The following is a 26352-nucleotide window of genomic DNA, read 5'->3' on the forward strand; positions in this document are numbered from 1 at the left end:
TCTCCTCAGTCGACGATGATCGGCTGAGCGGTCACGATGCGGTCGCCTTCGGCATAAAAGAAGCGCAACTCATATGCACCGGCCTCCTCTGGCGCGGTCAGGCGGGTCAGGTGGCTTTCGGTATGCGCATAGCTGACGAGATGCGGCAGGTCGTCTCCGGCCCTGGCAAGCGCGATATAATCCGCAGGGTTTGGCGCGATCCCGTTCCACAACACGGCAAAGTCCTGGCCTGCAGCCACTTGACTTGGCGCTTTCAGCGACAAATCCGGATCTGACAATGTGATCGAGGTGCGATCAAGCACGGTCCATGGATCGGTCGTGGCAACAAAAACGATCTCGTAGTCGCCCGGCTGCGATGGCAGGCGCAGGGCCTGCTGTTCTGGTCCAGTGGTCTCGAAATAGAAGGTGATCGCCGGGAAACCCTCGGCCTTTGGGGCGATGCCGATAAAGTCTTTCTCTGATCCGCGCCCTTGCCATGTGACCGTCACAGTCCCCCCCGTGAGACCCGTAGATGGCGCTGTGACCGACGCGACCATGGGCGTTACTTCAAGCGGCGCGCGCGCAAGGACGGCTCCGGTTTCGGCGCGCACATAGACGATCTCGTAGGTACCCGCCTGCGGCGGGGTTGGCATCGGCGCAGGGTTGCCGTGCTCGACCCCAATGCGTGAGGAAAATGCGCCGACATCGGCGCCGGGGGCCAAGGTCCCGATCCAGTCGCCTTCTTCGCTGGGGGCCTGCCAGATGATGTCGATGGTCCGACCCGCCTGTGCCCTAGCAGGCCCCATCAAAGTAGCCGATGCCGGGTCGGGCGTGGATGTGGTCACCGCTACCTGTGCCAAAGCCGCCGTCAATTCAGATGCGCTCGACGCGTCCCGGTAGAAACCTCCGGTGTTCTCAGCCAAACACTGCAACTGCGCGCGCGCTGCGTCATCCGCGATGCCGAAGCCAATCGCATGCAGGGTAAAGTCCACACCGCGCGCTTCGAGTTCTGCGCCAACTGCGCAAGGATCAAGCCCACAAGTTTCCTCGCCATCTGAGATGAGGATGACGGTTGCTTTCTCCTCACTGGATCGCAAAGCGTCAGCGGCTTGCATCACCGCCGCAGAGAGCGGTGTCTTGCCTTTTGGACTGATCCGCGTGACCGCCTGTGAAATGGCCTGCCGCGATCCCGCGGCAGGGGCGATCAACTGTTCGATATCGTTGCAATCGCCTTTGCGCCGATGTCCATAGGCCATCAGGCCGAGCTCTTGGTTCTCTGGGAGTGTCTTAAGAAGGTCCTGCATCACGTCCTGAGCGATGGCGATCTTGGCAACACCGTCAATCTGTCCCCACATCGACCCAGAGGCATCCAACACCAAAGTACTGCGGGTCAGGTCTTGCGCAGCAACAGGCGCGGCGAGTGCGGCACAGATGGCGGCTGTCATGATTTTATGTTGCATGGCTCAGTCTCCCACCCGGATCCAATGGCCGGTCGAAATTGCTGCGCAATGATCGGTCTTGAACGCGGCGACAGCTTCGGGAGGCATGACAACATAGAGTTCCGAACGGTGCGAGATACGGCTCGTGTCATGAACCGTGAGCGTCCATTCCATGTAGGATCGCTTGCCGCCGTAAGCAGGTGATTGGGAAAACACATCCTCCATCGCGCGGGTGACCCACTGATTGGGTGCGGTCGACCGCCAGCTGGAGGCGTATTGCTGCATCCGAAGCTGGCTGGGATGAAACGGTGTCTGAAATGTCAGGTGCTGCGGCGTTGTGGCCTCTGCAGGGAGCGCGGCCATACCGCCCGCCATGCTTTGGCCAATCACATCTGGACAGCCCTCAAACTGCACTGGTGTGGCTTCGAGTTTCCAGAGCCCCGATTGCGGCTGAAGACCTGATGCGGCCACGGGCGCGCTATCCTCGGTTGGTGCAATCTCCGCCTCCAGTGGGTCCAGTGGCAGGTCTGTCGGGGCGCAATGGTCTGGGCCACGATAGCGGAAACTCTCGGCGCTTGTGCCCAAAACGACCTGCGCAGCATCCAGCTCGGTGCGCGGCACCCAGTAGCCCTCGTCTTCATGGGTTACAAGCACATGATCCACTCGTGGCGCAGCGCCATGGGTTTGGGCCCGCAGGGCTGCCTCATCAGCGTCTGGCACGAGATATTCTGCCGGACCATCTGCTGGGAAATGTACGGAGGCTGGCAAACACTCAGCTGCAAAAACCGAAGCAGGCAAGAGCGCCAGCCCCGCAGTGAAACCCAAAACGCACTGCATTTTTTCTAAAATCCTTGGACCATTGTCAGGCTTGATGCGCTCCGACTTATCGCGTTTGTTGAACCCGCTCATGACCAGTTTTGGTTATAAGTGCCAAAAGAGTTTAGATGCGGTGCCAGCTCGGGCCATGGAACACCAAGACGATATTACTTCGCTGATCGGTTCGATCTACGCTACCGCCGTCGACACGGAGGGGTTTGCCGTGCTCCTAGAGCTGGCTGACACGCGGCTCAACAACGATACACATCGGCGTCGGTTCGAAGCCTTGCGCAGCAACTTCGAAACCCACGTTGTGCGGGCGGAGGCGATTATTGGCGCGCTTCCCCAAACGGGGCTGACTCAGGAGAACCCCAACGATCCGTGCCCGAGGTTTGATCTTGACCGCCGACTTCATGTCATTTCGCCTAACCCCGCAGCGCAGGACCTGTTGGGGCTCTGCGATGGCGCTCCCTTGGACACGCTCGAGCTGACAACAGATACGCTCCGCGCGATCAAGCGCTTTGCCACGGGTCAGAGCGACCACGCGCCTGTGCTCCGGCTCACGCGTAAAGACACTGGCAAACCGATGCTGCTTCGCTGTCAAACGCGGGGAGGCCGCGAGACGGTGCAGTGCTTTGGCGTCGACATTCCATGGCATGATGGCGCAAGCAGCGCGATGCGCGCGCTCTATGAACTCACTGCGTCAGAGAACGAAGTACTGGGTCTGCTGGTCGAAGGGCACAGCCCACAGGAGGTGGCCGAGGTACGCGATCGGTCCATTGAAACCATTCGCCAGCAAATCAAGGCGATGTTTCGCAAAACGGGCACCACGGGCACGCTTGAACTGCTCCACCTCGGCCGTGTTGTTTGCGTGTCGAGCGCGCAGATAGAAGACACCACGCGCGCGCAGGATCAAAACCACGTCCTGCGCCTGCCGGATGGGCGGAGCATGAGCTATCGCGACATCGGCTCCCCAACCGGGCGGCCCATTATCTTCTTACACGGCTGTCTCGGAGGCCACCGCCTCCCCAAGGCCGCCGAAGCCAAACTTGGCAGGCTCGGTCTGCGCTGGATTGCGCCTGCACGTCCTTGGCATGGCAGTTCAGATGGATGGCCCGCGCTTGTCTCTGATCCCTCTCGTTATGGCGAAGATCTCCGCACCTTGGCAGATCGCCTTGATCTTAAGGACATCACGCTGGTTGGCTATGATGCTGGCGCCGCACTTGCCTGCTGCGCGGCGGGCGGGCTCGGTGCGCGGTTGCGCAGAGTGATTGCCCTTGCGATTACCCCGCCCATGCAGAGCATGCGCGACTTTGCCGCCGCCCCGACACAACAACGCATTCTGGCTCTGGCCGCAAAGACCTCCGTCCCGTTTCTGCGCTACCTCTCGATTGTTGGCGATCGAAAGCTGCGTCTTGAGGGGCGGGAGGCCTTTGCTGACACTGTATTCCGGAATGCGCCCGCTGATTTGCGTGCCTGCTGCGATCCAGAGGTCCTGGACCTGATGTGGGAGGGGCACTTTTTTCATGTGGCCCAGGGCAATGACAGCTTCATCAATGATTGTCGGCTGATCGCATCAGATTGGAGCGCCAAGGCAAAGCTGATGTGCGCTCCGTTACACCTCGTACATGGCGGGGCCGACCAAATTGTACCGCTCTCCCGCGCGCAAAGCTTTGCACAGAGCTTTGGCGCAAGCCTCACCGTGATTGAGCACGCAGGCCACAGCCTTCCTTTTAGTCACTGGCTTGATGTGCTGCACGCCGTGACCGAGGACGGGCCTGAGTAGGCTTTCAGATCCGAGATCGAACACCTCTCATCCCGGCGCTCGCGATCAAGTTGTCGGGGCGGGGACCAGCGGGGCGGCTGGCTTGTGCATGCTTGGCGGCATTCCAAACTTGCGCGAAAACTCCCGGCTGAACTGCGTAGGGCTTTCGTAACCCACCTCATAGGCGGCGGACGCGACAGAGCGATTTTCTGTAACCAAGAGCCTGCGCGCCTCCAACAAACGCAGATCCTTTTGATATTGCAGGGGCGTTGTCGCTGTCACGGAGCGGAAATGCTCGTGAAAAGCCGAAAGGCTCATGCCACATTCCGATGCAAGATCTGCAACCGGCAGGTTTGATTTGAAGTTCTCCCGCATGGTCGCGATAACCTGCGCAATGCGGCTCGCGGGGCTGTCTTGGTTTAGGAGTTGTCTCAGCATGCCGCCATGTTGTGCACGCAAGAGCCGGAAGTGGATTTCACGCAGGATGAGTGGCGCCAGCGAACGGGCTTCGACGGGGTCTTTGGACACGTTAAACAAACGGTGCGTGGCATCGATCAACGCGGCATCGGAGGCCGCTGCGTTCAACGAGTGGGCATTGGCGCTATCGTCACGTTCACCAATTTCGTCATTCATGCTGCGTGCCATCGCGAGGTCCAAACGCAATGCAAGCGCTGTGTAAGGTGCATCCGGGCTTGCTTGCATGACAGCGGACTCCACCGGAATGGCGTGGCTGACGATAAGTGTATCCCCGGCGCTGTATCGCACGACACGTCCGTTCAAATAGGCCTCCTTGGCGCCTTGCAATACAAGACACATGATCGGCTCGTAAAACGCGGCCGCGCATTCGGTGGTCTTAGTCTGCGCAAAGGCAAACAGCCCATCGACACCCGTAGCGCATCCTTCGCCAAGTGTTCCGGTTCTCTCGACCAGATCAAACACATCTGAGATCAGATTTTTAGGTACCATGCAGCGGCCTCCCTTGCCTTGTGAACATAGGCGTTTCGCAAGCGGCTGGCAGTCCCAAAGAGGCCAGTCTGGAGAATTGGGCAGATTATTTGGAGGATCAGGCAAGGCAATCCAACCCCGGCGCGCTAAGTTAAACACCGAAGACCGGAGGTCCTTGGCGTGCCAAGGACGTGAAGTGTTGCTCGCTGAATATTGCGTGGCAACGGGTTTGACGCCGCAATCGATCCAAACGGGCCGAGATTGGAACCGAGGCAGCAGAGAGACAAAGGCTGCCTAAAAAGCGATTTTCGTAGCCAACTGGGAGACCTAAAGCCATGGCAATTTCACTAAAGTTGAACGGGGAGACCCACACGGTTGAGGCCGAGCCAGGCACACCGCTTTTGTGGGTGATCCGGGATGAGCTAAAGCTCACCGGCACCAAATTCGGGTGTGGCGTTGCGTCGTGCGGCGCCTGCACCGTTCATATGGATGGCGCACCGATCCGGTCTTGCCAGACCTATATCGAGGATGTGGAAGGTGCAGAGATCACCACGATCGAGAAAATGGAAGACGACAAGGTTGGTGCCGCAGTCCAGCAAGCCTGGCGCGAGCTCGACGTGGTTCAATGCGGCTATTGCCAGTCTGGTCAGATCATGAGCGCGGTGGGTCTGTTGCGCGAAAACGCAAAGCCCACGGCAGAGGACGTTGACAACTACATGTACGGGAACGCCTGCCGCTGTGCGACTTATCAACGTATCCGCGCAGGTGTGTTGCGCGCTGCGGAAATTCTGGAGGCTTGAGAGATATGACTGCCAATATTTCCCGTCGTGGGTTTCTGAAAACCGCAGCCGCCGCAGGCGCGGTGCTTTATGTTGGGGCCACAGCTGACGGCGCTGCCGCTGCAGGGTCGTCGGATGCGATGCTGAATCCTTTTGTGAAGATCGACAGCGATGGCAACGTCATTGCGATCATCAAGCATTTTGAAAAAGGACAAGGACCCGCCACCGGCCTCTCCACGCTGATTGCCGAAGAACTTGGTGTGACCATGGAGCAGATTGGCTACGAATTCGCCCCCTCCGACCCGCAGGTTTACAACAACCTTTTGTTTGGTCCTTTTCAGGGTACTGGCGGCTCAACCGCCATGGCCAATTCCTGGATGCAGTACCGCACAGCTGGTGCGAATGCGCGTGAGATGCTGATCAAAGCAGCAGCGCAGGATTGGGGCTTGGACAACGCAGATTTGGACATCCAAGACGGCATGGTGACTGGCGGTGGAAAGTCCGCGCCACTTGGAGACTTTGTCGCGGCAGCGGCAGAGATCGCTCCATCTGAAACGCCACGTTTGCGGGACCAATCCGAGTGGAAGATCATCGGAAAAGAGAGCACACGACGCCTGGATAGCGCCATCAAAGTCAATGGTCAGGCGCAGTTTGGCATGGATCTGCATCTGCCGAACCAAATGGTCGTGATGATCAAACGCACGCCACAGCGTGGCGGCGTGGTGGCCGGATTTGATGACAGCGCAGCCAAGGACGTTAAAGGGTTCATCATGGCACTGCCGCTCCCCACCAAACATGGTGTTGCGGTTTACGCCGAAAACACCTGGGCTGCGATGCAGGCGCGGGCAGCAGTCGAAGTCGACTGGGATATGTCCGCTGCGGAAACGCGCTCCTCGCAGGAAATCCGCGACGAAATCATGGCCGCGTTGGATGCCGCGCCAGTGTACAATGTGAACAAGGCCGATACAAACGCCGTCGCTTTGGCGGTCGATGAGGCAGCGCAAGTCTTGGAAAAGACATTCTATTTCCCGCTTCTTGCCCATGCGCCGATGGAGCCGATGAACTGCACCATTGAACAAACAGCGGATGGCGACATCGTCCTGCATGATGGGGCGCAGATGCCAACCGGCCCGCATTTGGCCTATCAGCAGATCTTTGGTCTCCCCGCCGAGAAAATCCACATCAACACGATGCTGGCGGGCGGCTCCTTCGGGCGACGGGCAACTCCGGATGCCGACTACCAGGTGGAAGCGGGTCTGGCTTTTGTGATGACCGATCGCTCTCGCCCGGTGAAGCTGGTCTGGGATCGAGAAGACGACATTCGTGGTGGCTATTACCGTCCGGCGACGGGGCACAAGGTGCGGATAGGCCTCGACGCAGACGGCAAGATTACCGGATGGGAGCATCAGGTCGCAGGCCAGTCGATCATGAAAGGCACAGCCTTTGAAGCGATGGCCGTCAAGGATGGCATTGACCACTCCACCGTCGAAGGTCTGGCCGACAACCCTTATGTGATCCCAAACATGGCCGTTGGTCTGACAGACACCGAAAAGGCCACCTCCGTGCTGTGGTGGCGCTCGGTTGGGCACACGCACACCGCGTATGTGATGGAGGTCATGATGGATATGGCCGCCAAGGCCGCTGGGCGTGATCCGGTCGAGTTCCGCTTGGCCTACCTTGAGGGCGGCAACAAAGATGCGCAGCGCAAAGCTGGCGTTCTGAAGCTCGCGGCCGAGAAAGGGAACTGGGGCAACCCTGCGGCAGGCAATGTCCAAGGTATCGCGGTGCACAAGTCGTTTGGATCTTTTGTAGCTGAGGTCGTCGAAGTGTCGGGCACACCCGACGATGGCATCCAGATCGAAAAGGTCACGGCTGCCGTCGATTGCGGCATTGCAGTAAACCCGGATGTCATCCGGGCCCAGACCGAAGGCGCCATCGGGTATGGCATCGGTCATGCGATGCGGGACCAGATCACACTCGATGGTGGCGAGGTGGAGCAATACAACTTCCCGGACTACGAGCCACTTCGGATCTCTGACATCAAGGCGATCGAGACACATATTGTGGCGTCTGCTGAAGCACCGACCGGCATTGGGGAACCGGGTACTCCGCCCTCAGCGCCAGCGTTGGCGAATGCGATCGCCCAGTTGGATGTTCGCGTTGCAGAGCTCCCGATGAGCGAAAACGGCGTGTCCTTCGCCTAACGCACAGATGCACCGCAATCATCCAAGTTGCGGTGCATCATGCGCGCCCGCCGGCTCAAACGCATCACAGCATTTGGCCTCACCCGTTGCGGTAGAGGTTTGGCTGGCCGACAACAACACGGCATACAGATGCTAGCAATATGTGTGTCTTTCGCCGCTGTCCCATGCCCCAGTTATGGTTCGCGCGCGCGCAACACGCAGCCTGTTTACGGGGCGTAGCAAATCTCTCCCGTCGCGCAGGACGTCAGATTTCGCGCAATGTCTCTTTGCTGACGGGTTTTTCGACAAAAACAACATCTCGGGGCAAATCCGTCGGGGCACCGCGCGTGGACATAAGCGCGCAACGGCATTCGGGAAAACACTCTTGAGCCCGTCTAATCAGATCCCGACCGCTGAACCCATCATCAAGCCAGAGATCGGTCAAGATCGCGTCAAGATGGTCAAGCCCCTCTAAGGCTTTGACCGCCTCTGCATATGTGGCGCAGCGCAAAGTTTGCGCGCCCAGTTCCTGCAGGAGACGACATGATCGCTCTAGTGATACCGGATCATCATCGATGACCAAAGCCATCCACGGACCACCAGAAGAGTTTTCTTCGCTGTTGTACACCTGATGCGGGAAAGACAGGGTAACTATCGTTCCCCGCATTGGGCCCTGCGTGCTCGTTTGAATGTCGAGCCGACCGCCGGACTGATGTGCGAACCCATCCACCATGGACAACCCCAGTCCGGTGCCACCGCCGTCGGGTTTGCGTGTAAAAAACGGATCGGTCGCGTGGCGCAGCACCTCTTCGGACATGCCGCAGCCATCGTCGCTGACGGCGACCTCGACCCTCTCACCAGCGGTCACTGACACGACAATCCGCCCAGTATCCGAACCTGTCGCTGAAATGGCCTGCCCGGCATTGATGCACAAATTGAGGATCGCACTTTCAAGCTGACCAGGGTCAACGAGACAGGTCGCCGGGGCCTTTGAGACCTCGACTTGCAAAGAGACATGTTTGGGAATGGCGATTTCGAGGAGATCGGCCATCCCCGACACCAGTTCGGACACATCCGTCACCTGTGGTGCAAGATGTTGCTTGCGGGCAAAGGCCAAAAGGCGCTCGGTGAGGCTGGCCCCAAGGTCAAGCGCTGCCCCAAGCCGTTCATGCAGATCGCGTCGTTGCTCCGGTTCTGCATGCTCCAGAAGGTGGAGATTTCCCGAGATGCTCGACAGGATATTCCCGAAATCATGGGCCACCTCGCCAGAGACCTTGCCCAAGGCCTCGACCCTGCGGATGGCCTCCAATCGGGCCTCCATACGCTTGCGCTCCGTTGTCTCTGAGATCAGCCAGACTTGACCCCCATCCGGCAGTGGCGAGAGGTGGATCTCGATCACGTTGCCATCAGGGTCGCTGTATTCTTCAAAACCGCCGCGCTCGTCTCCGCCGGCATTGCGGCAAAAGGGCGAGACCGCAATTAACGCGCTCATGTGATCGCTGGTTCCATCTGGATCAGGCGGTAGACGCAGCAAGCGGCGCAGATTGTCGTTCTCGGCGATGATGCGCCCGTCCGCCGCCTCGACTGCAACGCCGTCCTTGATGTTTTGAAAGACCCGCGAAAAGAGCGCATTCTGATGCCGCATCTGCGCTGTGCGCCGGTCCAATTTGCGGGCGTTGTCGCGAAACACCCCAAACGAAGTGAACAACTGGCCGATCTCATCGCGCGCGGTGGGCGGCGCGGGCAGGTCCACCCGCAAGTTTCCTGACGCCAGCCGCCGCATCGCACCCGAAATGCGTTCGAGATTGCGTGCAACGTGGCGCGACACATAGACCGAGGATGTCACAGCGACGATCAAACTCGCGATACTCAGTGCGAGAAAGGCATTGCGCGCATAGGCCAGCGTATCTGATGTCTCGGCGCGCGCGCGAGACAAGCGGTCCTCGGCCTGAGCCACCTTGGTCTCGGCAAAGGCGCTGACACGCCGCGTTTCCTGACGAATGCGAAACAACGCATTCTCGGCATCAAGGCGCGCCGAGAGGTTCCCATGCTTGAGGACAAACAGCCCGCCCCCCCGCTGCACGACGTTTCGAATCTCGTCATAGGTCTCGCGAGGCGCCTGTCGTGACAAGGATTGAAGCTGCCCACTCAGGCGTTGAAAATCGCGCGCAAATCCACCCAGTTCGATCAATTCTTCTGATCGCGCAGCGCCCAACGCCACAGATGTCAACTGTTGGAGACCGCCCCAATCCTGCTGGGCCTCCAACGGCAACACATCATCCTGTGACATCCGCCTGCTGCGGGCATTCAGCCGCACCAGCGCCCGGTCGATTGCCTTGAGCTCTGCCTGTCGGGCACTTTGTGGTAAAAGTGCTTGCGCCAGATTTTCGATAGCTAGACCCAACCGTGCCAGCGGCAGATCCAGCTCTGGATCATTCCCCGAGGATTGACGCACCCGTTCGAGGTTCTCCATCACGGCTGCAACCTCTTGTTCGAGCTGATACGGCGCAAAAAGCGCAAAGAGGAACGGTGCAGAGGTCGCAAGCTCGGACACATCGCGCGACAGGTCCATCGCCGCTTCGACTTCGGTCAGCGTGTCCCGGTGCAGCACGTTCATCCAGACCTCGGTGCGATCAAGCACCCGCAATCCGATTCCGCTCACCAAGACCATCAGCCCAAACATCACCGCCAGCGCAGCAGACAGGCGGACCCGCACACCAAGGTCGCGAAACCAGCTCATTCGGTGCCCAGGTGGAACACATAGCCCCGCGCGCGGCGGGTCTGCAGGTGTACAGGTTTGGCAGGTACCGGTTCGATCTTGCGGCGCAGACGCAGGATCAACACGTCCACTGTGCGATCAACATAACGCTGGGTATCCGCCCCCAAGGCCTCCAGAAGCTCCTCACGAGGGACCACCCGTTCGGGGTTGCGGGCGAGAAACTCCAAAAGCCGGTATTCGGCGTTTGTCAAAGGGACCTCTTCGCCCGATGCATCCAGAAGTCGTCGCGCATCGAGGTCGATCCGCTTTTCGCCAAAGGTAATCTGCCGTTTGCCAGATGTCACAGTGCGCGCCGAGGCGTGACCATATCGGCGCAACACGGCGCGGATGCGCGCAACCAGTTCGCGCGGATTGAAGGGCTTGATCAGATAATCATCCGCGCCGGTTTCCAAGCCGATGATCTTGTCGATTTCGTCTCCGACGCCTGTGAGCATCACGATGGGGATTTCGTGTCGCTCCCGCAGGTGGATGGCGAGCGTCAAACCGGATTCGCCGCGCAGACGCAGATCGATCAGGGCAAGGTCTACGGGCGGCGGATCCCCCAACGCGTGAAAGGTCTCAATGTCGGGGCAGCACACGGACTCAAACCCGCTCTCATGCATTAGCGCCGACAGGGTTTCGCGCACCTGAGCGTCGTCATCGACGATTGCGATGACGGGTCCGGCCTCGGGCTTTGGACTGACAGCCTGCATGCAACGCTCCTCCTGCGACGTGCTGGCACACGACCGCCTCCTCGACGATCAAGCCCAAGGCCTAGCGCACTTCAGTCGCAAACTTAAGGGTTGGTCGCAGCTTTGTAACACTGTTAACAATTCAAGTGACCGCCGGTAGTTTCATTAACAGCTCGCGTCTCGCCAAGGCCCACCCCGCGCCCCTAGCCTAAACGGGTTGAAGCAGGTGCGGCCCGGCCCTCCTGCTCTCTAAGGGAGGAAACCATGACACCATTCATCACCCGTGCGATTGGCGCACTGGGCATTCTGACGTGCTCCACCATCGCCGCTCAGGCGCAAGACTGTGCGGAGCGTGGCGCGCTTGATCTGCAATATTGCGACGCCAACGGTGATCTCGTCGCCGACACGCCGACCGATCCGGCAGAGCTGAGCGATCCCGATACGCTTGTTTTTGCCTACACCCCGGTCGAGGATCCGGCGGTCTATGCTGACATTTGGGAGCCGTTCATCGAGCATCTCGCTGACGTCACCGGCAAGGACGTACAGTTCTTTGCGGTGCAGTCGAACTCCGCCGAGGTAGAGGCGATGCGCTCTGGCCGTCTGCATGTGGCAGGTTTTTCAACCGGACCGACGCCTTTCGCCGTGAACCTTGCAGGCGCCGTGCCGTTTGCAATCATGGGTGCCGAGGATGGCCAGTTTGGCTATAAGCTGCAGGTCTTCACCCAGGCCGACAGCGACATCAAGGACGTCTCTGACCTTGCAGGCAAGCGCGTCGCGCATACCTCGCCCACCTCGAACTCTGGCAACCAGGCACCGCGCGCACTGTTCCCGGGCTTGGGCGTCGAACCTGACAAAGACTACGAAGTTGTCTATTCCGGCTCGCACGACCAATCCATGCTCGGCGTAGTTGCCGGGGATTACGACGCAGCCCCGGTTGCATCCGAGGTTGTGGAACGCATGGCGGAACGCGGGCTTTATGATCCGGCAGACGTGCGCATGATCTGGGAAAGCGATCCGTTCCCAACCACGTCTTTCACCATGGCGCATAACCTTGATCCCGCGCTGGCCGAAAAAGTCAAAGAGGCGTTCTTCACCTTTGATTTTGCTGGCACCGCGCTTGGCGAGGAATTTGATGGCGTGTCGAAATTCGTGCCCATCACCTACCAGGACCAGTGGGCCGTGATCCGTCAGATCCAGGCTTCCAACGGCGTGGAATACACGCCCCAGGGTCTCGCCGGGAACTAATCCCCTTCCACATGGCCAGTCCGGTGCGCCAGCGCGCGCCGGGCACTCTACACTGCCCGACCCCCGTGGTCAGGGCGCTGGCCGCGCCATTCCAAAGAGGCATTCCATGCTGAAGATCACAAACCTGACAAAGCGCTACGGCAGCGGCGACCCCGTCCTGAAAGAGCTGAACCTGACCGTTGAGGGCGAACAGCTGACCTCCGTGATCGGCTCTTCGGGCGCTGGCAAATCCACGCTTTTGCGCTGCATCAACCGTCTTGTAGAGCCGACCTCCGGCTCAATCGAATTGAACGGCACCGAATTCACCACCTTGTCCCGCCGCGAGCTGCGCAGCGCGCGCCGGCGCATCGGCATGGTGTTTCAGGGCTTCAACCTGATCGACCGGCTCACGGTGATGGAGAACGTACAGGCCGGGCGGCTTGGATACATTTCCACCTGGGCCGCGCTGACCCGCCGCTACCCCAAGGACGACATTCGCCGGGCCTTTGAACTGATGGAGCGTGTGGGCATCGCCCACTACGCGGATAAACGTGCCGATGAGCTCTCGGGCGGGGAACGTCAGCGGGTGGGGGTTGTGCGCGCCCTGATGCAACGGCCGGAGATCCTGCTCGCGGACGAGCCCACAGCGTCGCTCGACCCGAAGACCTCCGAGCAAATCATGTCCCTGCTGCGCGATCTGGCGCAGGAGCTGAACCTGCCCGTGATCATCAACATTCACAACGTGACCGAAGCCAAGGAATACTCCGACCGGATCGTCGGGATGCGCTATGGACGGATCATCTTTGACGACAAACCCGCCGCGCTGACCCGTGACGAGATGGATACGATCTATGCCGGCGTGCCCGCGCAGGACCGCGCCGAAGTGGGGGCCGTTGCATGAGCACGCGCCCCGACAACTTGCCAGAGAGCTGGCGCAAGCCACCCTTCATCGCCAATGTCGCTCTGCGGTATGTGCTGTATCTCGGCGTCGCGGTCTATATCATCTTCACCCTCGCCACGCTCCCGATTGACTGGGATCGTGTGGCTGATGGGATGACCCGCGCTCAGCGGATCTTCAACGGGGCATTCCCGCCCAGTTTCGATCGCGCGGGGCTGTTGTTTGATGGCTTCATGGAAAGCCTGAAGATCGCCATTCTCGCCACCGTCGGTGGTATCCTGATCTCGGTCCCGCTTGCTTTTATGGCAGCCGCAAATATCGCGCCGAAACCGATCTATCTGCTCGGACGCGGGCTGATCATCATCGCGCGCAGTTTCCACCCGGTAATCGTGGCGATCATCTTTGTCAAAGCCGTAGGCTTCGGTCCCTTTGCGGGCGCCCTGACACTGGTGGTCTATTCTGTGGGCTTCGTCGCCAAACTGCTGGCCGAGCGCATTGAAGAGATCGATTTTGGGCAGGTGGAAGCCATGCGCTCCGCCGGGGCCGGGTTCCTCACAACGCAGGTCTATGCGGTGCTGCCACAGATCATGCCGCGCCTCGTGGGGCTTGGCATCTATCAGCTCGACAGCAATCTGAGGGCCTCTGCCGTGGTCGGTATCGTTGGCGCAGGCGGCATCGGGGCCACCCTCGCCAATGCCTTTGGCCGCTACGACTATGATTTTGCCCTCGCCATCACCATGGTTATCGTCGGTGTCATCCTCATTTCTGAGGCAGTGAGCGGCGTCATCCGAAAGCGTATCACATGAAAAGTCTCTCCGAACCGCATTCCCTCTCCGAGGCGCTGGAGGCCCGGGATGACTGGGCACGTTTCACGCCGAAGCAACGCCTGATCCGCTACGCGGGGTTCGCCGCCGCAGCCGTAGTCGTAGCTTGGGCATTGGGCAGCATCGACGTGATCTGGGCCTGGGTCTGGGACTCGCCAGCGCAGATGGCGGACCTTTTTGGACGCATGATGCCGCCGGACCCCTCCAACCTGCCCGGCATCCTGACGGCCATCTGGCAGACCGTGAATATTGCCACATTGGCCACCTTGATCGCGGTCTTTGTCTCGCTGCCTGTGGCCTATATCGCGGCGCAAAACACCACGCCGAACCGCGCCTGCCTCTGGCTGGGCCGTTTCATCCTCGTGTCTTCCCGGTCGGTGAACACGATCATCTGGGCGCTTCTCTTTGTGGCCATCTTCGGCCCCGGCATCGTTGCAGGGATCGTTGCGATCATGTTCCGGTCTATTGGTTTTTTGGGCAAATTGCTTGGCGAAGCGATCGAGGAAATCGACCGCAAACCGGTTGAAGCGCTCGAGGCCTGCGGGGCATCGCAATTCAAGATCGTACTCTACGCGATCGTACCGCAGGTAATGCCCGCATTCTTTGCGGTGTCGATCCTGCGTTGGGACATCAACCTGCGTGAAAGCACCGTACTGGGACTCGTGGGTGCGGGCGGCATCGGGATGATCCTGCAGGGCGCGATTGACACATTCAACTGGCCAGAGGTGTCGATGGTTTTGCTCACGATCCTGGCGCTGGTCATCTTTGGAGAGATGGTATCGTCTTTCCTGCGTCGCAAGATCCTGTAACGACGATCCAGTGATGCCAGCGAGGCATCACTCCCCCGCCATTTGAACCTGCGGCACGATGTGTCGCAGGCGCGCTTTTGCGGGGGAGTAGCCAGATGACCAGATGCACAAAGACACCAGTGCGCGCTGCTGCGCATTTTCTCCTTTTGGCACCCGCATAATGCGCCGAGTGGCTCCTGCATTAGAGGAGAATTTACTGCTGACGATTGCCAGCGGGGACACGCGCCACCCGGTCCGCCAAAAGCAATGCCAGTTCTGCGCGCATTTGTTTGAGCGAGCCGTGGCGCAGCTGCGACTGTCCGCCATCTACCACAAGCGTCGGCACGGCGCTGACCCACCACGAAGACGCCAATTGGCGGTCCTGAGAGACCAACTGCGCCACTTCCGGACTATGCATGTCTTTACGCAGACGGTTGGAATCCAGCGCGCAGGCTAGGGCGACGTCCAACAGAACGCGCTCGTCAGCGATGTTGCGGTTATCTGTCAGATGCGCAGCTTGCACGGCATCGAAGTAGTCCCAGTGCCCGGCGTCACCAGCCTGCAATTCTGCGGCCTTGCACGCTTTGGCGCTCAATAACCCGGAAGGATAGGGAAAGTGCTGGCGGCGCATCCCTTCCACATTGATGCGACCGCCTTCGTCATGTTCGGCGCAGCGCTCCCAGTGTCCAAGGATAGCGGACTTGGCTTTCTCAGCTGAGCCGAAGGCTGCAGCGAGTTTGGCAGGCGAGTCCTGCAGAACAAAGCTACGGTGGCGTATACGGATCGGAAATTCGGCCGCCAACTTGCGTAGTTTTGGGGACATCACAAAACACCAGCCGCAAACCGCGTCGTGAAAGAAGTCGATGGTGAGCACGGGAGAGGTCATCATTTCACCTATAAGAGAAGTCGCGAGGTGCGATTGCAGGCGATGAAAGCGCCCGCAATCGCAGATGCATCAATTTGCGGTAAGTGGACCGTCCAGAAGCAGCGGCTTTTCCCCCGACATGTCGATCCATGCATTGGTGCCGTTCAGGCGCGATCCCGCCACATTGTCGGCGTCAAAGTGAATTTCGAACTGCTCCGGCCCATGCGCGTAAGCAACGACCAGGCCGTATTCCGGATCCAAGAAACCTCCATGCGGACGGATGCCGGGATAGCTGATGCGCCAGGCCTCTCCTTCCAGACCCACATGGCCCAGGGTCAACTTGCCGATGACATCGCCGGGCAGCTCAAAGAACCAGATCCAAGGGCCTCCAGAGACGATGGTCATGACCTCATCGATGCCAGTGCCGTCTTCAGCGTGGTTGACATGCAGGGGCCCAAATTTCTCGTGAACCCAAATCCGGGTCTGCGCGTCCATCTTGTTCATGTCGTAGACCTTCGGATAAGGCGCGACGCCCGGTTCCGAGGTCGTGAGGGAGCCACCGTTTTCGACCGTCGGCTCTCGCCCCGCTAAGGCGATTTCTGTCAGCAGGTCTTTGCGGCTGAGAGCAAAATCGGTGATCAGCTGCGACTCCTCTTCTGCTGTGATGGCGCGGTGACGTGAGGCTTCAAGGATGGGGCGCGCCTGCTCTGGAATGGCAACTGTGCTGACGCGGACCCCGACACTGTGCAAGACTGTGTTTACATCCCCTACACCGAGCGTAATCGGACGGCCGTCGGTGTACTCCAGTTTGAGGAGACCAGCGGTGTCCTCGGCGCCTGCGTGCCCGTGGACAGGGGACCATAGCACTGCTGCGGCAAGGGCAAGTTTCGAGAATAGTTTCATGGTGGAACTCTCCAGTTCAGTATCCGGGGAAGCGGCCCCGGTTTGGTTGCGGTGTAAGAGGTTCAAGAGCCAAGGACCGGGATGTCCCGCCCGTGCGGGCGGTTCAGATCGAGTTGCGGTCCAGCCGAGACAATTCCATGCGGGTTGATGTGCCGGTGGCTGAGGAAATAATGCTGACGGATTGCATTCATATCGATCGTGCCGGCCACACCGGGAACCTGGTATAGGTCGCGCAAATAAGGGCTGAGATTGCAGTAGTCAGCGATCCGTTTGCGATCGGTTTTGAAGTGCGTCACATAAACCGGATCAAAGCGGACAAGTGTGGTGAACAGGCGCCAGTCCGCCTCAGCGAGTCGCTCCCCGGTGAGATACCGACGGGTCGCAAGCAGGGCATCCAATTCATCCAGTTTCTCGAACAGCGCAGTAATCGCCTCATCATAAGCAGCCTGGGTGGTGGCAAAGCCAGCGCGGTAGACGCCATTGTTGATCGGGGCATAGATCTCGTCGCTGATACGGTCGATGTCCTGTTGCAGGTCGGGCGGGTAAAAATCCGGTGCCCCGTAGGTAAACTCATCGAAGGCCGAATTCAGCATCCGCATAATCTGGCCAGAATCGTTGCTGACGATACGGTTGGAGCGTTTGTCAAACAGGACCGGTACGGTAACCGGCCCGGTGTGGCCGGGTTCAGCCCGCTGATAGACCTGATAGAGATAGTCATCACTTGGGACACCGACGGCGGGATCAAAAGCCTCCGTGTCGATCCGCCATCCGTCCGGACCGGCCAGCGGATCCATCTGGGTAACACTGATGATCTCTTCCAGCCCTTTTAGCGCACGCACGATCGTGGTGCGATGGCTCCAGGGGCAGGCCATCGAGACATACAGATGGTAGCGGCCAGCCTCAGCCGGAAACTCCGCATCGCGGTGTGGCTCGATCCATCCGCGAAAGCCGCTGCTCATGCGGCGAAACACTCCGTCGCCCTGTTTTGGCTTTTCGGTGAGCACACCGTCGATCAACATCTTTGCCATGGCACATCTCCTTGATGACCCGACAAAGCTAGTTGGTTTCCCATCATGCGATAATTGGGTTATACTGAAACTGAATGTTGAGAAAAAATCACCCCGCATGGAAAGGGACAGCATGGAGGGCATGGGAGACATCCCGGTGGTCGTCGCAGTTGCAGAAACGCAAGGGTTCGCCGCGGCAGCCCGGCGTCTGGGGGTGAGTAAATCCGCGGTCAGCAAGCGCATTACTCAGATCGAGAACCGATTGGGGGCGCAGCTGTTTCACCGCTCCACCCGCAATGTCAGCCTCACCGAAGCCGGAGAACACTTCTATTCCCATGCCGTGCGGGCACAAGAGGCGGCGCAAGAAGCCGAAGACAGCGTGCTGGCGCTGCAAGAAGCACCAAAGGGGCGCCTCAGGGTCAATGTGCCGATGGCCTTTGGACGATTACATGTCGCACCGCTGATTTCCGGTTTTTTGGCACGCTATCCCGGCGTGTCGATCGACATGGTGATGGATGACCGGGTGGTCGATCTGTTTGCGGATGGGTTTGACCTCGCGCTGCGCGGCGGCACGCTGGCAGATTCCGCGCTGGTGGCTCGCAAGATCGCAGCGTTGCGCAGCGTTCTGGTCGCCGCGCCGACGTATCTCGAGCGCCATGGCGCGCCGCAAACGGTGAGCGATCTGCGCTTCCACAACTGTCTGCAGTATTCCTTTAGTCGGGATTTCCAAGAGTGGGTCTTCGACTGCGACGGCAAAGCAGAGACCTTCCGGCCCAGCGGCAACTACAGCGTGAACAACGGCGAAGCTCTGCGGGAGGCTGTTCTGGGCGGGACGGGCATCGGCCGGCTACCGACCTTCACCGCCGGTCCAGATCTCGCCTCGGGGCGACTGGTGCGGGTGCTGCCGCAGTGCCAGTTGCCGTCGCAGACCCTCTACGCCATCTACCCCGAACGCCGCCATCTGCCGACCAAAGTGCGCGTGTTCATCGACTACATCCTTGAGCACCTGGGTGGCGAAATCGCGCCTTGGGACCAAGCTAAGCTTGGATGAGACAGCAGCCGTGTAGGAGCAATACTGGAAAGGCTGACCTGTCTGAAATGGTCTTTTCGGCGACTATCCGTTCCGGAGCTCGGTGGTCGGTGTTGCGCCCTTGGGGGAATGCCCGTTTTGCGCCGAAGGCCTGACCAACGCAAAAAGCAAAGCGGCAAGACCGTAGATTGGCCCAGGCTTCGGTCCCGTATCCAAGTGTCGGTATCTAACGAAGGACCACTCGCAAAGAACGACACTGAGTAATTTCAATCAGCGTACTCTCAGCCATTGCACCCGCGTGTGACCGATGCGTTCTAGGCCCGTCCACCACCAAGGCTAGAAAAGAGACGAAAACTCAGCGTTCATGAGAGGCATCGATCAGAAGTTCATTTTAACGCCTCGACATGGAGGCGCTGAAATAGCGAGAAAGGCCAGCGCGTGCACGATTGAGCCTCGCAAAAAGGTGCGATTGGGACGCGCAGGCCCACGGCATTCCCACCAGAGTCGCACCAGAGATATTTGCCCGCTTCTTGTCCGATGGTCCCCGGTTCCCTGTGCTCTGCATAAGGGACCATTTGAGCGAGGATGTTGGCCGAACTGTCCACAAGACGCCGCCAGTCAAAATGAGTCCAATGCTGCAGCTACGCAAAGTGGAAAACGAGACGAAAGTTGAAGGTAGCCTGTGAGTGACGTCTTTCGTGCGTCCAATCTGGGAGGCGTAAAAGCCGGCTGGTACAGCTTGAACTTTCGACCATCCAGCCCAGTTTGAGCGCCCCGCCCGAACACCCCCAAACGGCGTTAACTATTTCATTAAGATTTGCGTGAGTTACCACCCGGTTTGTCTAAAATATGAATCAACTACTTTGGGATTTGGGTGAACAAGATGATCGTCACAGCAGCAAACGCCGCCAACCTCGGTGTATATCGCTCCATGCAGGGCCACGTTTCCGGCCACGCGTCCGACGAGGCGCAGTCCTTGAAGCTGGAGACGCACCACGCGATCACCGGAACCAAGAAGGCAAGTAACGGTCATGGTATGGCTTTGGTGCTCGACCGTGAAACTTCGGCGCATGGGAAACCTGCTGGCCCAAAGGAATTCGAGGCGGTGCTAGAGGTTCAGGATGCGATCCGTGCAGGCGACATCACCCAGCTCAACGCAGGCAGCATCGACATGTCCCGCTATATGGCTGGCGTCATGTCCGGAAACGTCGAAGGGCCAATGCCGATGAGCGCTCTGCTCGCGCGTGAAAATTATGAGCGCTCTCTGAAGGCGCTGTCCAAGGCCGCCTGAACCTCAGGCCGTGGGGGCAGCATACGGACAGGAGCGTAGTTTTCCTAAATATTGCTGTCGCGCGAGCGATCTGGGCGCATGAACGGCTTTGGTAGAATACCGTTGTCTTTCAGTAAGCGCTGTCCCGGCCCCACGTTGTAGCGCCTATCCCGTACTGCGAGATCTTGCACATCTCACAGTGGGGAGTGCGTTTCGCAATGTGCACTACAAATTCGTTTCTCAAATCGTTGGGCGTGGAGATCTACGCGTCGGGTCACCGGCGGTGGCCGGATGAAGCCAAGGCCCGGGCAGTGGCGGATACGCTCGAACCGGGCGCGACAGTGAATGGCGTGGCGGCGCGGTATGGAGTCTTGCCAAACCAGCTGTCGGCCTGGCGCCGGTTGGCGAAGCAGGGGAAGCTGGTGTTGCCAGCAGCGGAGCTGGACGAACCGGTCTTCGCCCCGCTGGTAGTCTGCGATGTGCCGGAGGTGCTGCCGGAACCGGACATGGCGGCACCGAAAGAGGTGATCCGGATCGTCTCAGGCGAAGTCAGGATCGAGCTGGCGCCCGGCACGCCCGCGACCCGGATCGCCGAGATCGCGCATGCGCTCGGGACCTCGCCATGCTGATGCCCTCACAGGGCCTCCGGATTTTGGTTGCGACAAAACCGGTGGACTTCCGCAAAGGCCATGACGGCCTGGCAGCGCTCGTGCAGTCGACGCTTGCCGAGGATCCGTTCACGGGCACGGTCTTCGTGTTCCGGTCGAAGCGCGCCGACCGGTTGAAGATCCTGTTCTGGGACGGCAGCGGACTCGTGATGGCCTACAAACGGCTGGAAGAAAACACCTTCACTTGGCCCGCGATCCGCGATGGGGCAATGACCCTGAACCGGGCGCAGTTCGAGGCCCTGTTTGCCGGTTTGGACTGGCGCAGGGTTCGATCTCTGGAGGTGCGCCGACCGGCTGTGGCAGAGTGACTCAGCCTATTGAATAACCGGGCATTGGCGCCCCGGGCCCGGTATAATCCAGCCATGCCCGACGCCCCGCCCATCGACCTGTCCGCGATCCCTGAGAGCCAGCGCGCCGCCGTTCTGGCGGTGCTGCAGGAAAACGGCGCCCTGAAGGAAGCCAACCGGCGGCTCGAGCATCTCGTGGCCGAGTTGAACCATGTCGTGCATGGCAAACGGTCCGAGAAGCTGAGTGATGACGACCGGCAGCTTGCCTTCGAAGACCTGGAAACCGCCGTCGCCGAGGTCGAGACCCGCAGGGAGCAGGCCGCCCCCTCCACCCAGACCCCGCGCGCGACACGGCAGCGCAATCTCGGCCATCTGCCCGCGGACCTGCCGCGCATCGAGCGTGTCATCGAACCGGCGAGCCTTGAGTGTCCTTGCGGCTGCGGCCGCATGCACCAGATCGGCGAGGATCGGACCGAACGTCTGGACATCGTGCCTGCGCAGCTTCGTGTGCTGGTCGACATCCGGCCGAAGTATGCCTGCCGCATTTGCTCGGACGGGGTCACCCAGGCGCCCGCCGCGCCGCGGCTGATCGAGGGCGGTCTGCCGACCGAGGGCGCCATCGCTCATGTGCTGGTCTCGAAGTTCGCGGACCACCTGCCGTTCTACCGCCAAGGCCAGATCCTGGCGCGCTCCGGCATCCAAGTCGACCGCAGCACCCTGGCGGACTGGGCAGGCACCGCCGCCTTCCACCTCGGCCCCGTGGTCGACCGGCTGGCGGAACACATCAAGTCCTCCGGAAAGCTGTTCATGGATGAGACCACGGCTCCGGTCCTCGACCCCGGACGCGGCCGAACCAAGACCGGCTACCTCTGGGCCCTGGCCCGCGATGATCGCGGATGGGGCGGAGAAGACCCGCCCGGTGTCGTCTTCACCTACCAGCCCAGCCGCGCCGGCGCCCACGCGGAACAGATCCTTCAGGGCTTCGACGGTATCCTGCAGCTCGACGGCTACACCGGTTATGACCGGCTGACGCGCCCGTCCCGCAAGGGCGGCGCGCCGATCACGGTGGCCCACTGCTGGGCGCATGCGCGGCGCAAGCTGAAGGAGGTCTTCGACCGCGACGGCTCGGAAATCGCCGCCGAGGGCCTGCGCCGGATCGCTGAGCTCTACCGCATCGAGGCCGAGATCCGGGGCATGGGCCCGGGCCAACGTCTGTCGGCCCGTCAGGCCCGCAGCGCGCCCCTCGTGGCCGAGTTCGGTGATTGGCTGCAGGCACAGCGTCTGCGTATCTCGGCCAAGTCGCGCCTCGGCGAGAAGCTGACCTACATCCACCGCCAGTGGGGCGGCCTGCAGACCTTCCTCCACGACGGCCGCGTCGAGATGGACTCCAACGCCGTCGAAAACCTGATCCGCCCGATCGCCCTGACAAGAAAGAACGCACTCTTCGCCGGCCACGACGAGGGCGGCCGCACCTGGGCCCGCATCGCCTCCCTGATAGCCACCGCGAAGATCAACGGCGTCGCGCCCTTTGCCTATTTGAAGGCGACCCTGGAAGCCATCGCCGCCGGTCACCCGGCCAGCAGGATCGACGAGCTGCTACCTTGGAACTTCACCCCGTAAAGCTGAACAGGCGTGGGGTGGCGACAGCGCTTACGTCTTTCAAACGGTGGACGGCGTGGCGTCCCATTCACTCTGAAGTGTTCCCGTGCCCCCCCGTAGAGACCCGACCACCTCTTTTTTTCTCCGAGCTTAGGCGACGCGGTTTATCTCGGCGGCGCAGGATGCGTTGATACGCACACCCCGCATGTGGAATTCGGCGGTTTGGCGGTCGCGGCTTCTCGGGGCAATACGCTCGCCATATGCCCTCAAGCAGCGCATCGTTTCCTTGATCCGGTGACGAATGTCGGATTCGTCTCTGGAACTCCCTAAAGGCTCCAGCGGAATATCGGTTGGCGTACAGGGGGTCGTTTTGACCTGCAGAGCGGACGTCTTTCGCTCTAGATTAGGCCACAGCTTCAGAGCAGGCTGTACGGGGCAACGCCGCCTTCGAGGATTGCGGCATGAAAGCGTCAAGTGACATAGGCATACACGGAGACTGCGGAAGCAATCTGTTCAACCTCGGGACAGTCTCCCACTCGTCCGCTGGACGAGATCGCCATCGCGACTAGGCGTGAACAACGCAGCAAAGCATCGAGAAACCCGGCACGCGCCAGCGCAGAGCCGACAGGCACAAAAAGCTGGTGACTAACTTGACGGTGCGCGAGATTGGCAGCTTGAACTCAACATAGGTCGACAGGCATGACTGGATCGCAGCAACCGGGATTGCCGAATAACCTCTTGTTGAGTCTCACTGGCACGCAGAGTTCGCCAACACCGCCGTTTGGATGCCTCCCCCAAAACAATGGGGCAGCCAAACGACGTGACGACCACCCTTGACGGAATAGATGCCAAAAGTTGCATTAATTTGGCCGCATTTTCTCCCCTACTCTTCCGGCTTGCGTAAGGACTTATTGACGCGAAGCGGTCAACCATACCGGAGTACTAGTTTGATGAGGTAATACCTGTTTTATGAGGTAGGGTAATGAGTATCGACAATACTGCTGCTGTGACCGACGCATCCGCGACGACGCCCACAGCGCAAGGCGAAGCACAGGCCATGCTTGACGCGGTGAGCCGCGTTCATGCGATGATCGAGTTTGAACTTGACGGAACGATCCGGACGGCGAACGAGAATTTTCTGAAAGTTACCGGCTACCAACTGGACGAAATCCGCGGCAAGCACCACCGCATGTTCTGCGACCCAGACTACGTCGCTTCGGATACCTACAAGGATTTCTGGCTACAACTCGCGATGGGACAACCAGCCAGCGGCGAATTTCACCGCATTGGCAACGGCGGAAAAGACGTCTGGATTGACGCTCACTACACCCCGATCCTCGATGCTGCGGGCAAGCCCTATAAGATTGTGAAGCTGGCAACCGACATCACGGCCCAAAAACAGAGTGAAGCGGTAAATCTACGCCGTAAAGCCGGCTTTGAACACTCATCCGTGGCAATGATGACAGTCGATCGCGATTTTGTTGTGAAAGACATCAATTCGGCAACAAACACCTTGCTCGATGAGTACAAGGACGTATTTTCAGAGGTTTGGCCCGGGTTCGACCCGACCAAGATGATCGGCAGCTGTATTGACAGGTTCCACAAGAACCCGGCCCATCAGCGCAACCTTCTGTCTGATCCCAAAAATTTGCCGTTCAAGACGGATATCACTGTTGGCGAAATGAAGTTCGCACTAAACGTTGATGGCATTTTTGATGATGACGGAACCTACGTCGGCAACCTTCTCGAATGGGCTGATGTCACCGAAGCGCGCCTGAATGCGGGCGTTCTGAACGCATTGGATCGCTCGCAGGCGATCATTGAATTCAAACTCGATGGAACCATCACAGCTGCGAACGAAAATTTCCTCGCCGTGACCGGGTATGGACTGCAGGAGATCAAAGGTCAGAAACACCGCATTTTTGTGGATGAGACGACTGCGAGCTCCGCGGAATACAAAGATTTCTGGCAAAGCCTCGCCCAGGGAGAAACGCGAACCGGCGAATTCCGACGCTTTGCAAAGGACGGTTCGGAACTGTGGATCCAGGCAACCTACAACCCCATCTTTGACGGGAATGGCGATGTCTTCAAGGTGGTGAAATTCGCCGTTGATATCACGGACCAGATGAAACTGCGCGAAACCGCAAAGACTCTGTCATTGGTAGCAAATGAAACGGACAACTCCGTCTTGATCGCGGATGCGGACGGACGCATCGAATATGTGAACCCGGGCTTCACCAAGCTCACTGGCCACGAATACAAAGACGTCATTGGCAAAAAGCCCGGCGAACTTTTGCAGGGCCGCCACACAGACCCCGAAACGCGGAAACGGATCCGCGAAAACATCAATGCGCAAAAACCATTCTACGATGAAATTCTCAACTACACGAAGGATGGTGAAGCTTACTGGATCTCTCTTGCGATCAACCCGGTCTTTGACGAGGCAGGAAAGCTGCAGAAATTCGTATCAATCCAGACCAACATCACGGATGTGAAGCTGCAACAGCAGGACTTCAACTGCAAGCTGGAAGCGATCTCCAACGCCAGTGCAGTGATCGAGTTTACACCTGATGGCAATGTCATTGATGCCAACGAGAATTTCTGCGCCACAACTGGCTACAGCTTGGAAGAAATCAAGGGTCGCCACCACCGGATGTTTTGCGAAAGAGATTATGCCGCAAGCCCGGAGTATACCGCATTCTGGGAGCGTCTTCGCTCGGGTATTTCGGACACCGGGAAGTACCAGCGCTTTGGCAAAGGGGAGAAGGAAATCTGGCTCAGTGCATCTTACAGCCCGATTTTCGACCAGGAAAACAATGTTGTTAAAGTGGTCAAATTCGCCAACGACATTACCACAGCCGTCGAACTGGAACGCGAAGTATCACGCATTGCCTCTGAATTTGTGACCCGCTCCGAAGACATCTCGGGCCAGGCCAACAAAGTTGCAGAAGGTGCGCAATCGCTGGGCTGCACAACAGAAGAAATCAGTGCATCGATCGAGGAACTGAGTGCGTCCATCGACTCGATCGCACAGAACTCCAAACATTCTGACGACATCGCGCAAAGTACGCGGGACGAAGCAGATCTGGGCGCCAAAGCAATTGAACGCTCGATCGAATCCATGGAGCTGATCAACTCTTCCTCCGAAGAGATCAACGAGATTGTCAAAGTCATCAGCGAAATCGCGAGCCAAACCAACCTCTTGGCGTTCAATGCAGCAATCGAAGCTGCGCGGGCTGGCGAACATGGTCTCGGCTTTTCGGTGGTGGCAGACGAGGTGCGCAAACTCGCCGAGCGATCGTCGCAAGCCACGAAGGAGATCAGCAAGCTGATCAACGAAACCGTGAAGCGCGTCAGCCAGGGCAGCCAGGTTTCCAAGGAGGCGGGGGACGCCTTTAAGAAGATCCTGAGCGGCATCAAGGATACAACGGACTCGATCAAGCAAATTTCGGTTGCAGCCCGCGAACAGCAAACAGCTGCCCGGGATGTTTCGGATGCGATCCAGAATATCGTTGATGCCACTGAACAGGCCGTCATCGCCTCTGACGCCATTGCAGCCTCGACAAATGAGCTCAATGGCGGCGCACAAGAGCTTACTCAGGAAATTGCCAAACTCGGTCAATAAATCAGGTC

General features: G+C 59.3%; 21 protein-coding genes. 13 read left to right on the forward strand and 8 right to left on the reverse strand.

Features of this window, described 5'->3' with window-relative positions; genetic code table 11:
• Window positions 1-5 precede the first annotated feature (5 nt).
• Complete coding sequence (locus ACZ1HH_RS16015; RefSeq protein WP_487320510.1) at window positions 6-1439, reverse strand: VWA domain-containing protein; 1434 nt, start codon at window positions 1437-1439, stop codon at window positions 6-8.
• A 3-nt stretch (window positions 1440-1442) separates the two neighbouring features.
• Window positions 1443-2255: a hypothetical protein gene (locus tag ACZ1HH_RS16020; protein ID WP_472635323.1), complete on the reverse strand. Its 813-nt coding sequence runs from the start codon at window positions 2253-2255 to the stop codon at window positions 1443-1445.
• A gap of 127 nt (window positions 2256-2382) precedes the next feature.
• Here ACZ1HH_RS16020 and ACZ1HH_RS16025 point away from each other — a divergent pair, with 127 nt between their 5' ends.
• Entirely contained in the window at window positions 2383-4020 is a 1638-nt protein-coding gene (locus ACZ1HH_RS16025) for an alpha/beta fold hydrolase (protein WP_472635324.1), read from the forward strand.
• 45 nt (window positions 4021-4065) lie between these two features.
• Here ACZ1HH_RS16025 and ACZ1HH_RS16030 read toward each other — a convergent pair whose 3' ends face one another.
• Entirely contained in the window at window positions 4066-4965 is a 900-nt protein-coding gene (locus tag ACZ1HH_RS16030; protein WP_472635325.1) for an AraC family transcriptional regulator, read from the reverse strand.
• A gap of 314 nt (window positions 4966-5279) precedes the next feature.
• On the opposite strand from ACZ1HH_RS16030, the gene ACZ1HH_RS16035 reads away from it, so the two are divergent.
• Both ACZ1HH_RS16035 and ACZ1HH_RS16040 read left to right on the forward strand, forming a co-directional pair.
• Window positions 5280-5744: a (2Fe-2S)-binding protein gene (locus ACZ1HH_RS16035; RefSeq protein WP_011536847.1), complete on the forward strand. Its 465-nt coding sequence runs from the start codon at window positions 5280-5282 to the stop codon at window positions 5742-5744.
• A gap of 5 nt (window positions 5745-5749) precedes the next feature.
• Window positions 5750-7927, forward strand: a complete 2178-nt coding sequence (locus ACZ1HH_RS16040; protein ID WP_472635326.1) for a xanthine dehydrogenase family protein molybdopterin-binding subunit — start codon at window positions 5750-5752, stop codon at window positions 7925-7927.
• A gap of 244 nt (window positions 7928-8171) precedes the next feature.
• Here the strand turns inward: ACZ1HH_RS16040 and ACZ1HH_RS16045 are convergent, their stop codons facing one another.
• Together ACZ1HH_RS16045 and ACZ1HH_RS16050 are read right to left on the reverse strand one after the other, a co-directional pair.
• Window positions 8172-10646, reverse strand: a complete 2475-nt coding sequence (locus ACZ1HH_RS16045; protein ID WP_487320511.1) for a sensor histidine kinase — start codon at window positions 10644-10646, stop codon at window positions 8172-8174.
• Window positions 10643-11377, reverse strand: coding sequence for a winged helix-turn-helix domain-containing protein (locus tag ACZ1HH_RS16050; protein WP_472635328.1), 735 nt, complete (start codon window positions 11375-11377; stop codon window positions 10643-10645). Before ACZ1HH_RS16050 ends, ACZ1HH_RS16045 begins: the two co-directional genes overlap by 4 nt.
• Window positions 11378-11620: 243 nt before the next feature.
• Here ACZ1HH_RS16050 and phnD point away from each other — a divergent pair, with 243 nt between their 5' ends.
• The 4 genes from phnD to phnE (ACZ1HH_RS16070) all read left to right on the forward strand — a co-directional run bounded on the left by phnD (window position 11621) and on the right by phnE (ACZ1HH_RS16070) (window position 15111).
• Entirely contained in the window at window positions 11621-12601 is a 981-nt protein-coding gene (gene phnD / locus ACZ1HH_RS16055) for a phosphate/phosphite/phosphonate ABC transporter substrate-binding protein (RefSeq protein ID WP_472635329.1), read from the forward strand.
• 106 nt (window positions 12602-12707) lie between these two features.
• On the forward strand, window positions 12708-13481 hold the full coding sequence (phnC, locus tag ACZ1HH_RS16060; RefSeq protein ID WP_472635330.1) for a phosphonate ABC transporter ATP-binding protein: 774 nt from the start codon (window positions 12708-12710) through the stop codon (window positions 13479-13481).
• The gene (gene phnE, locus ACZ1HH_RS16065; RefSeq protein WP_472635331.1) at window positions 13478-14284 is read left to right on the forward strand and encodes a phosphonate ABC transporter, permease protein PhnE; all 807 of its coding nucleotides are present in this window, start codon (window positions 13478-13480) and stop codon (window positions 14282-14284) included. Before phnC ends, phnE (ACZ1HH_RS16065) begins: the two co-directional genes overlap by 4 nt.
• Window positions 14281-15111, forward strand: coding sequence for a phosphonate ABC transporter, permease protein PhnE (gene phnE, locus ACZ1HH_RS16070; RefSeq protein WP_472635332.1), 831 nt, complete (start codon window positions 14281-14283; stop codon window positions 15109-15111). Before phnE (ACZ1HH_RS16065) ends, phnE (ACZ1HH_RS16070) begins: the two co-directional genes overlap by 4 nt.
• Window positions 15112-15304: 193 nt before the next feature.
• On the opposite strand, the gene ACZ1HH_RS16075 is transcribed toward phnE (ACZ1HH_RS16070), so the two are convergent.
• The 3 genes from ACZ1HH_RS16075 to ACZ1HH_RS16085 all read right to left on the reverse strand — a co-directional run bounded on the left by ACZ1HH_RS16075 (window position 15305) and on the right by ACZ1HH_RS16085 (window position 17886).
• A complete protein-coding gene (locus tag ACZ1HH_RS16075) occupies window positions 15305-15976 on the reverse strand; it encodes a DsbA family oxidoreductase (protein WP_472635333.1) in 672 nt (223 codons plus the stop codon).
• 69 nt (window positions 15977-16045) lie between these two features.
• The gene (locus ACZ1HH_RS16080) at window positions 16046-16858 is read right to left on the reverse strand and encodes a hypothetical protein (protein ID WP_472635334.1); all 813 of its coding nucleotides are present in this window, start codon (window positions 16856-16858) and stop codon (window positions 16046-16048) included.
• A gap of 62 nt (window positions 16859-16920) precedes the next feature.
• A complete protein-coding gene (locus ACZ1HH_RS16085) occupies window positions 16921-17886 on the reverse strand; it encodes a glutathione S-transferase family protein (protein ID WP_472635335.1) in 966 nt (321 codons plus the stop codon).
• A gap of 112 nt (window positions 17887-17998) precedes the next feature.
• On the opposite strand from ACZ1HH_RS16085, the gene ACZ1HH_RS16090 reads away from it, so the two are divergent.
• The 6 genes from ACZ1HH_RS16090 (at window position 17999) to ACZ1HH_RS16115 (ending at window position 26344) form a co-directional block, all read left to right on the forward strand.
• Window positions 17999-18916 carry a LysR family transcriptional regulator gene (locus ACZ1HH_RS16090; protein WP_487320524.1) on the forward strand — a complete coding sequence of 306 codons (918 nt, stop codon included), beginning with the start codon at window positions 17999-18001 and terminating at the stop codon, window positions 18914-18916.
• 862 nt (window positions 18917-19778) lie between these two features.
• On the forward strand, window positions 19779-20186 hold the full coding sequence (locus ACZ1HH_RS16095; protein ID WP_011536859.1) for a hypothetical protein: 408 nt from the start codon (window positions 19779-19781) through the stop codon (window positions 20184-20186).
• 197 nt (window positions 20187-20383) lie between these two features.
• A complete protein-coding gene (gene tnpA / locus ACZ1HH_RS16100; RefSeq protein WP_472635111.1) occupies window positions 20384-20794 on the forward strand; it encodes an IS66-like element accessory protein TnpA in 411 nt (136 codons plus the stop codon).
• Window positions 20788-21141: an IS66 family insertion sequence element accessory protein TnpB gene (gene tnpB, locus ACZ1HH_RS16105; RefSeq protein WP_168595277.1), complete on the forward strand. Its 354-nt coding sequence runs from the start codon at window positions 20788-20790 to the stop codon at window positions 21139-21141. Before tnpA ends, tnpB begins: the two co-directional genes overlap by 7 nt.
• A 54-nt stretch (window positions 21142-21195) precedes the next feature.
• The gene (tnpC, locus tag ACZ1HH_RS16110) at window positions 21196-22740 is read left to right on the forward strand and encodes an IS66 family transposase (protein ID WP_168610441.1); all 1545 of its coding nucleotides are present in this window, start codon (window positions 21196-21198) and stop codon (window positions 22738-22740) included.
• A 961-nt stretch (window positions 22741-23701) separates the two neighbouring features.
• On the forward strand, window positions 23702-26344 hold the full coding sequence (locus tag ACZ1HH_RS16115; RefSeq protein ID WP_472635337.1) for a PAS domain S-box protein: 2643 nt from the start codon (window positions 23702-23704) through the stop codon (window positions 26342-26344).
• Window positions 26345-26352: the final 8 nt, after the last annotated feature.

The organism is Epibacterium sp. HA2-3 (assembly GCF_055693725.2).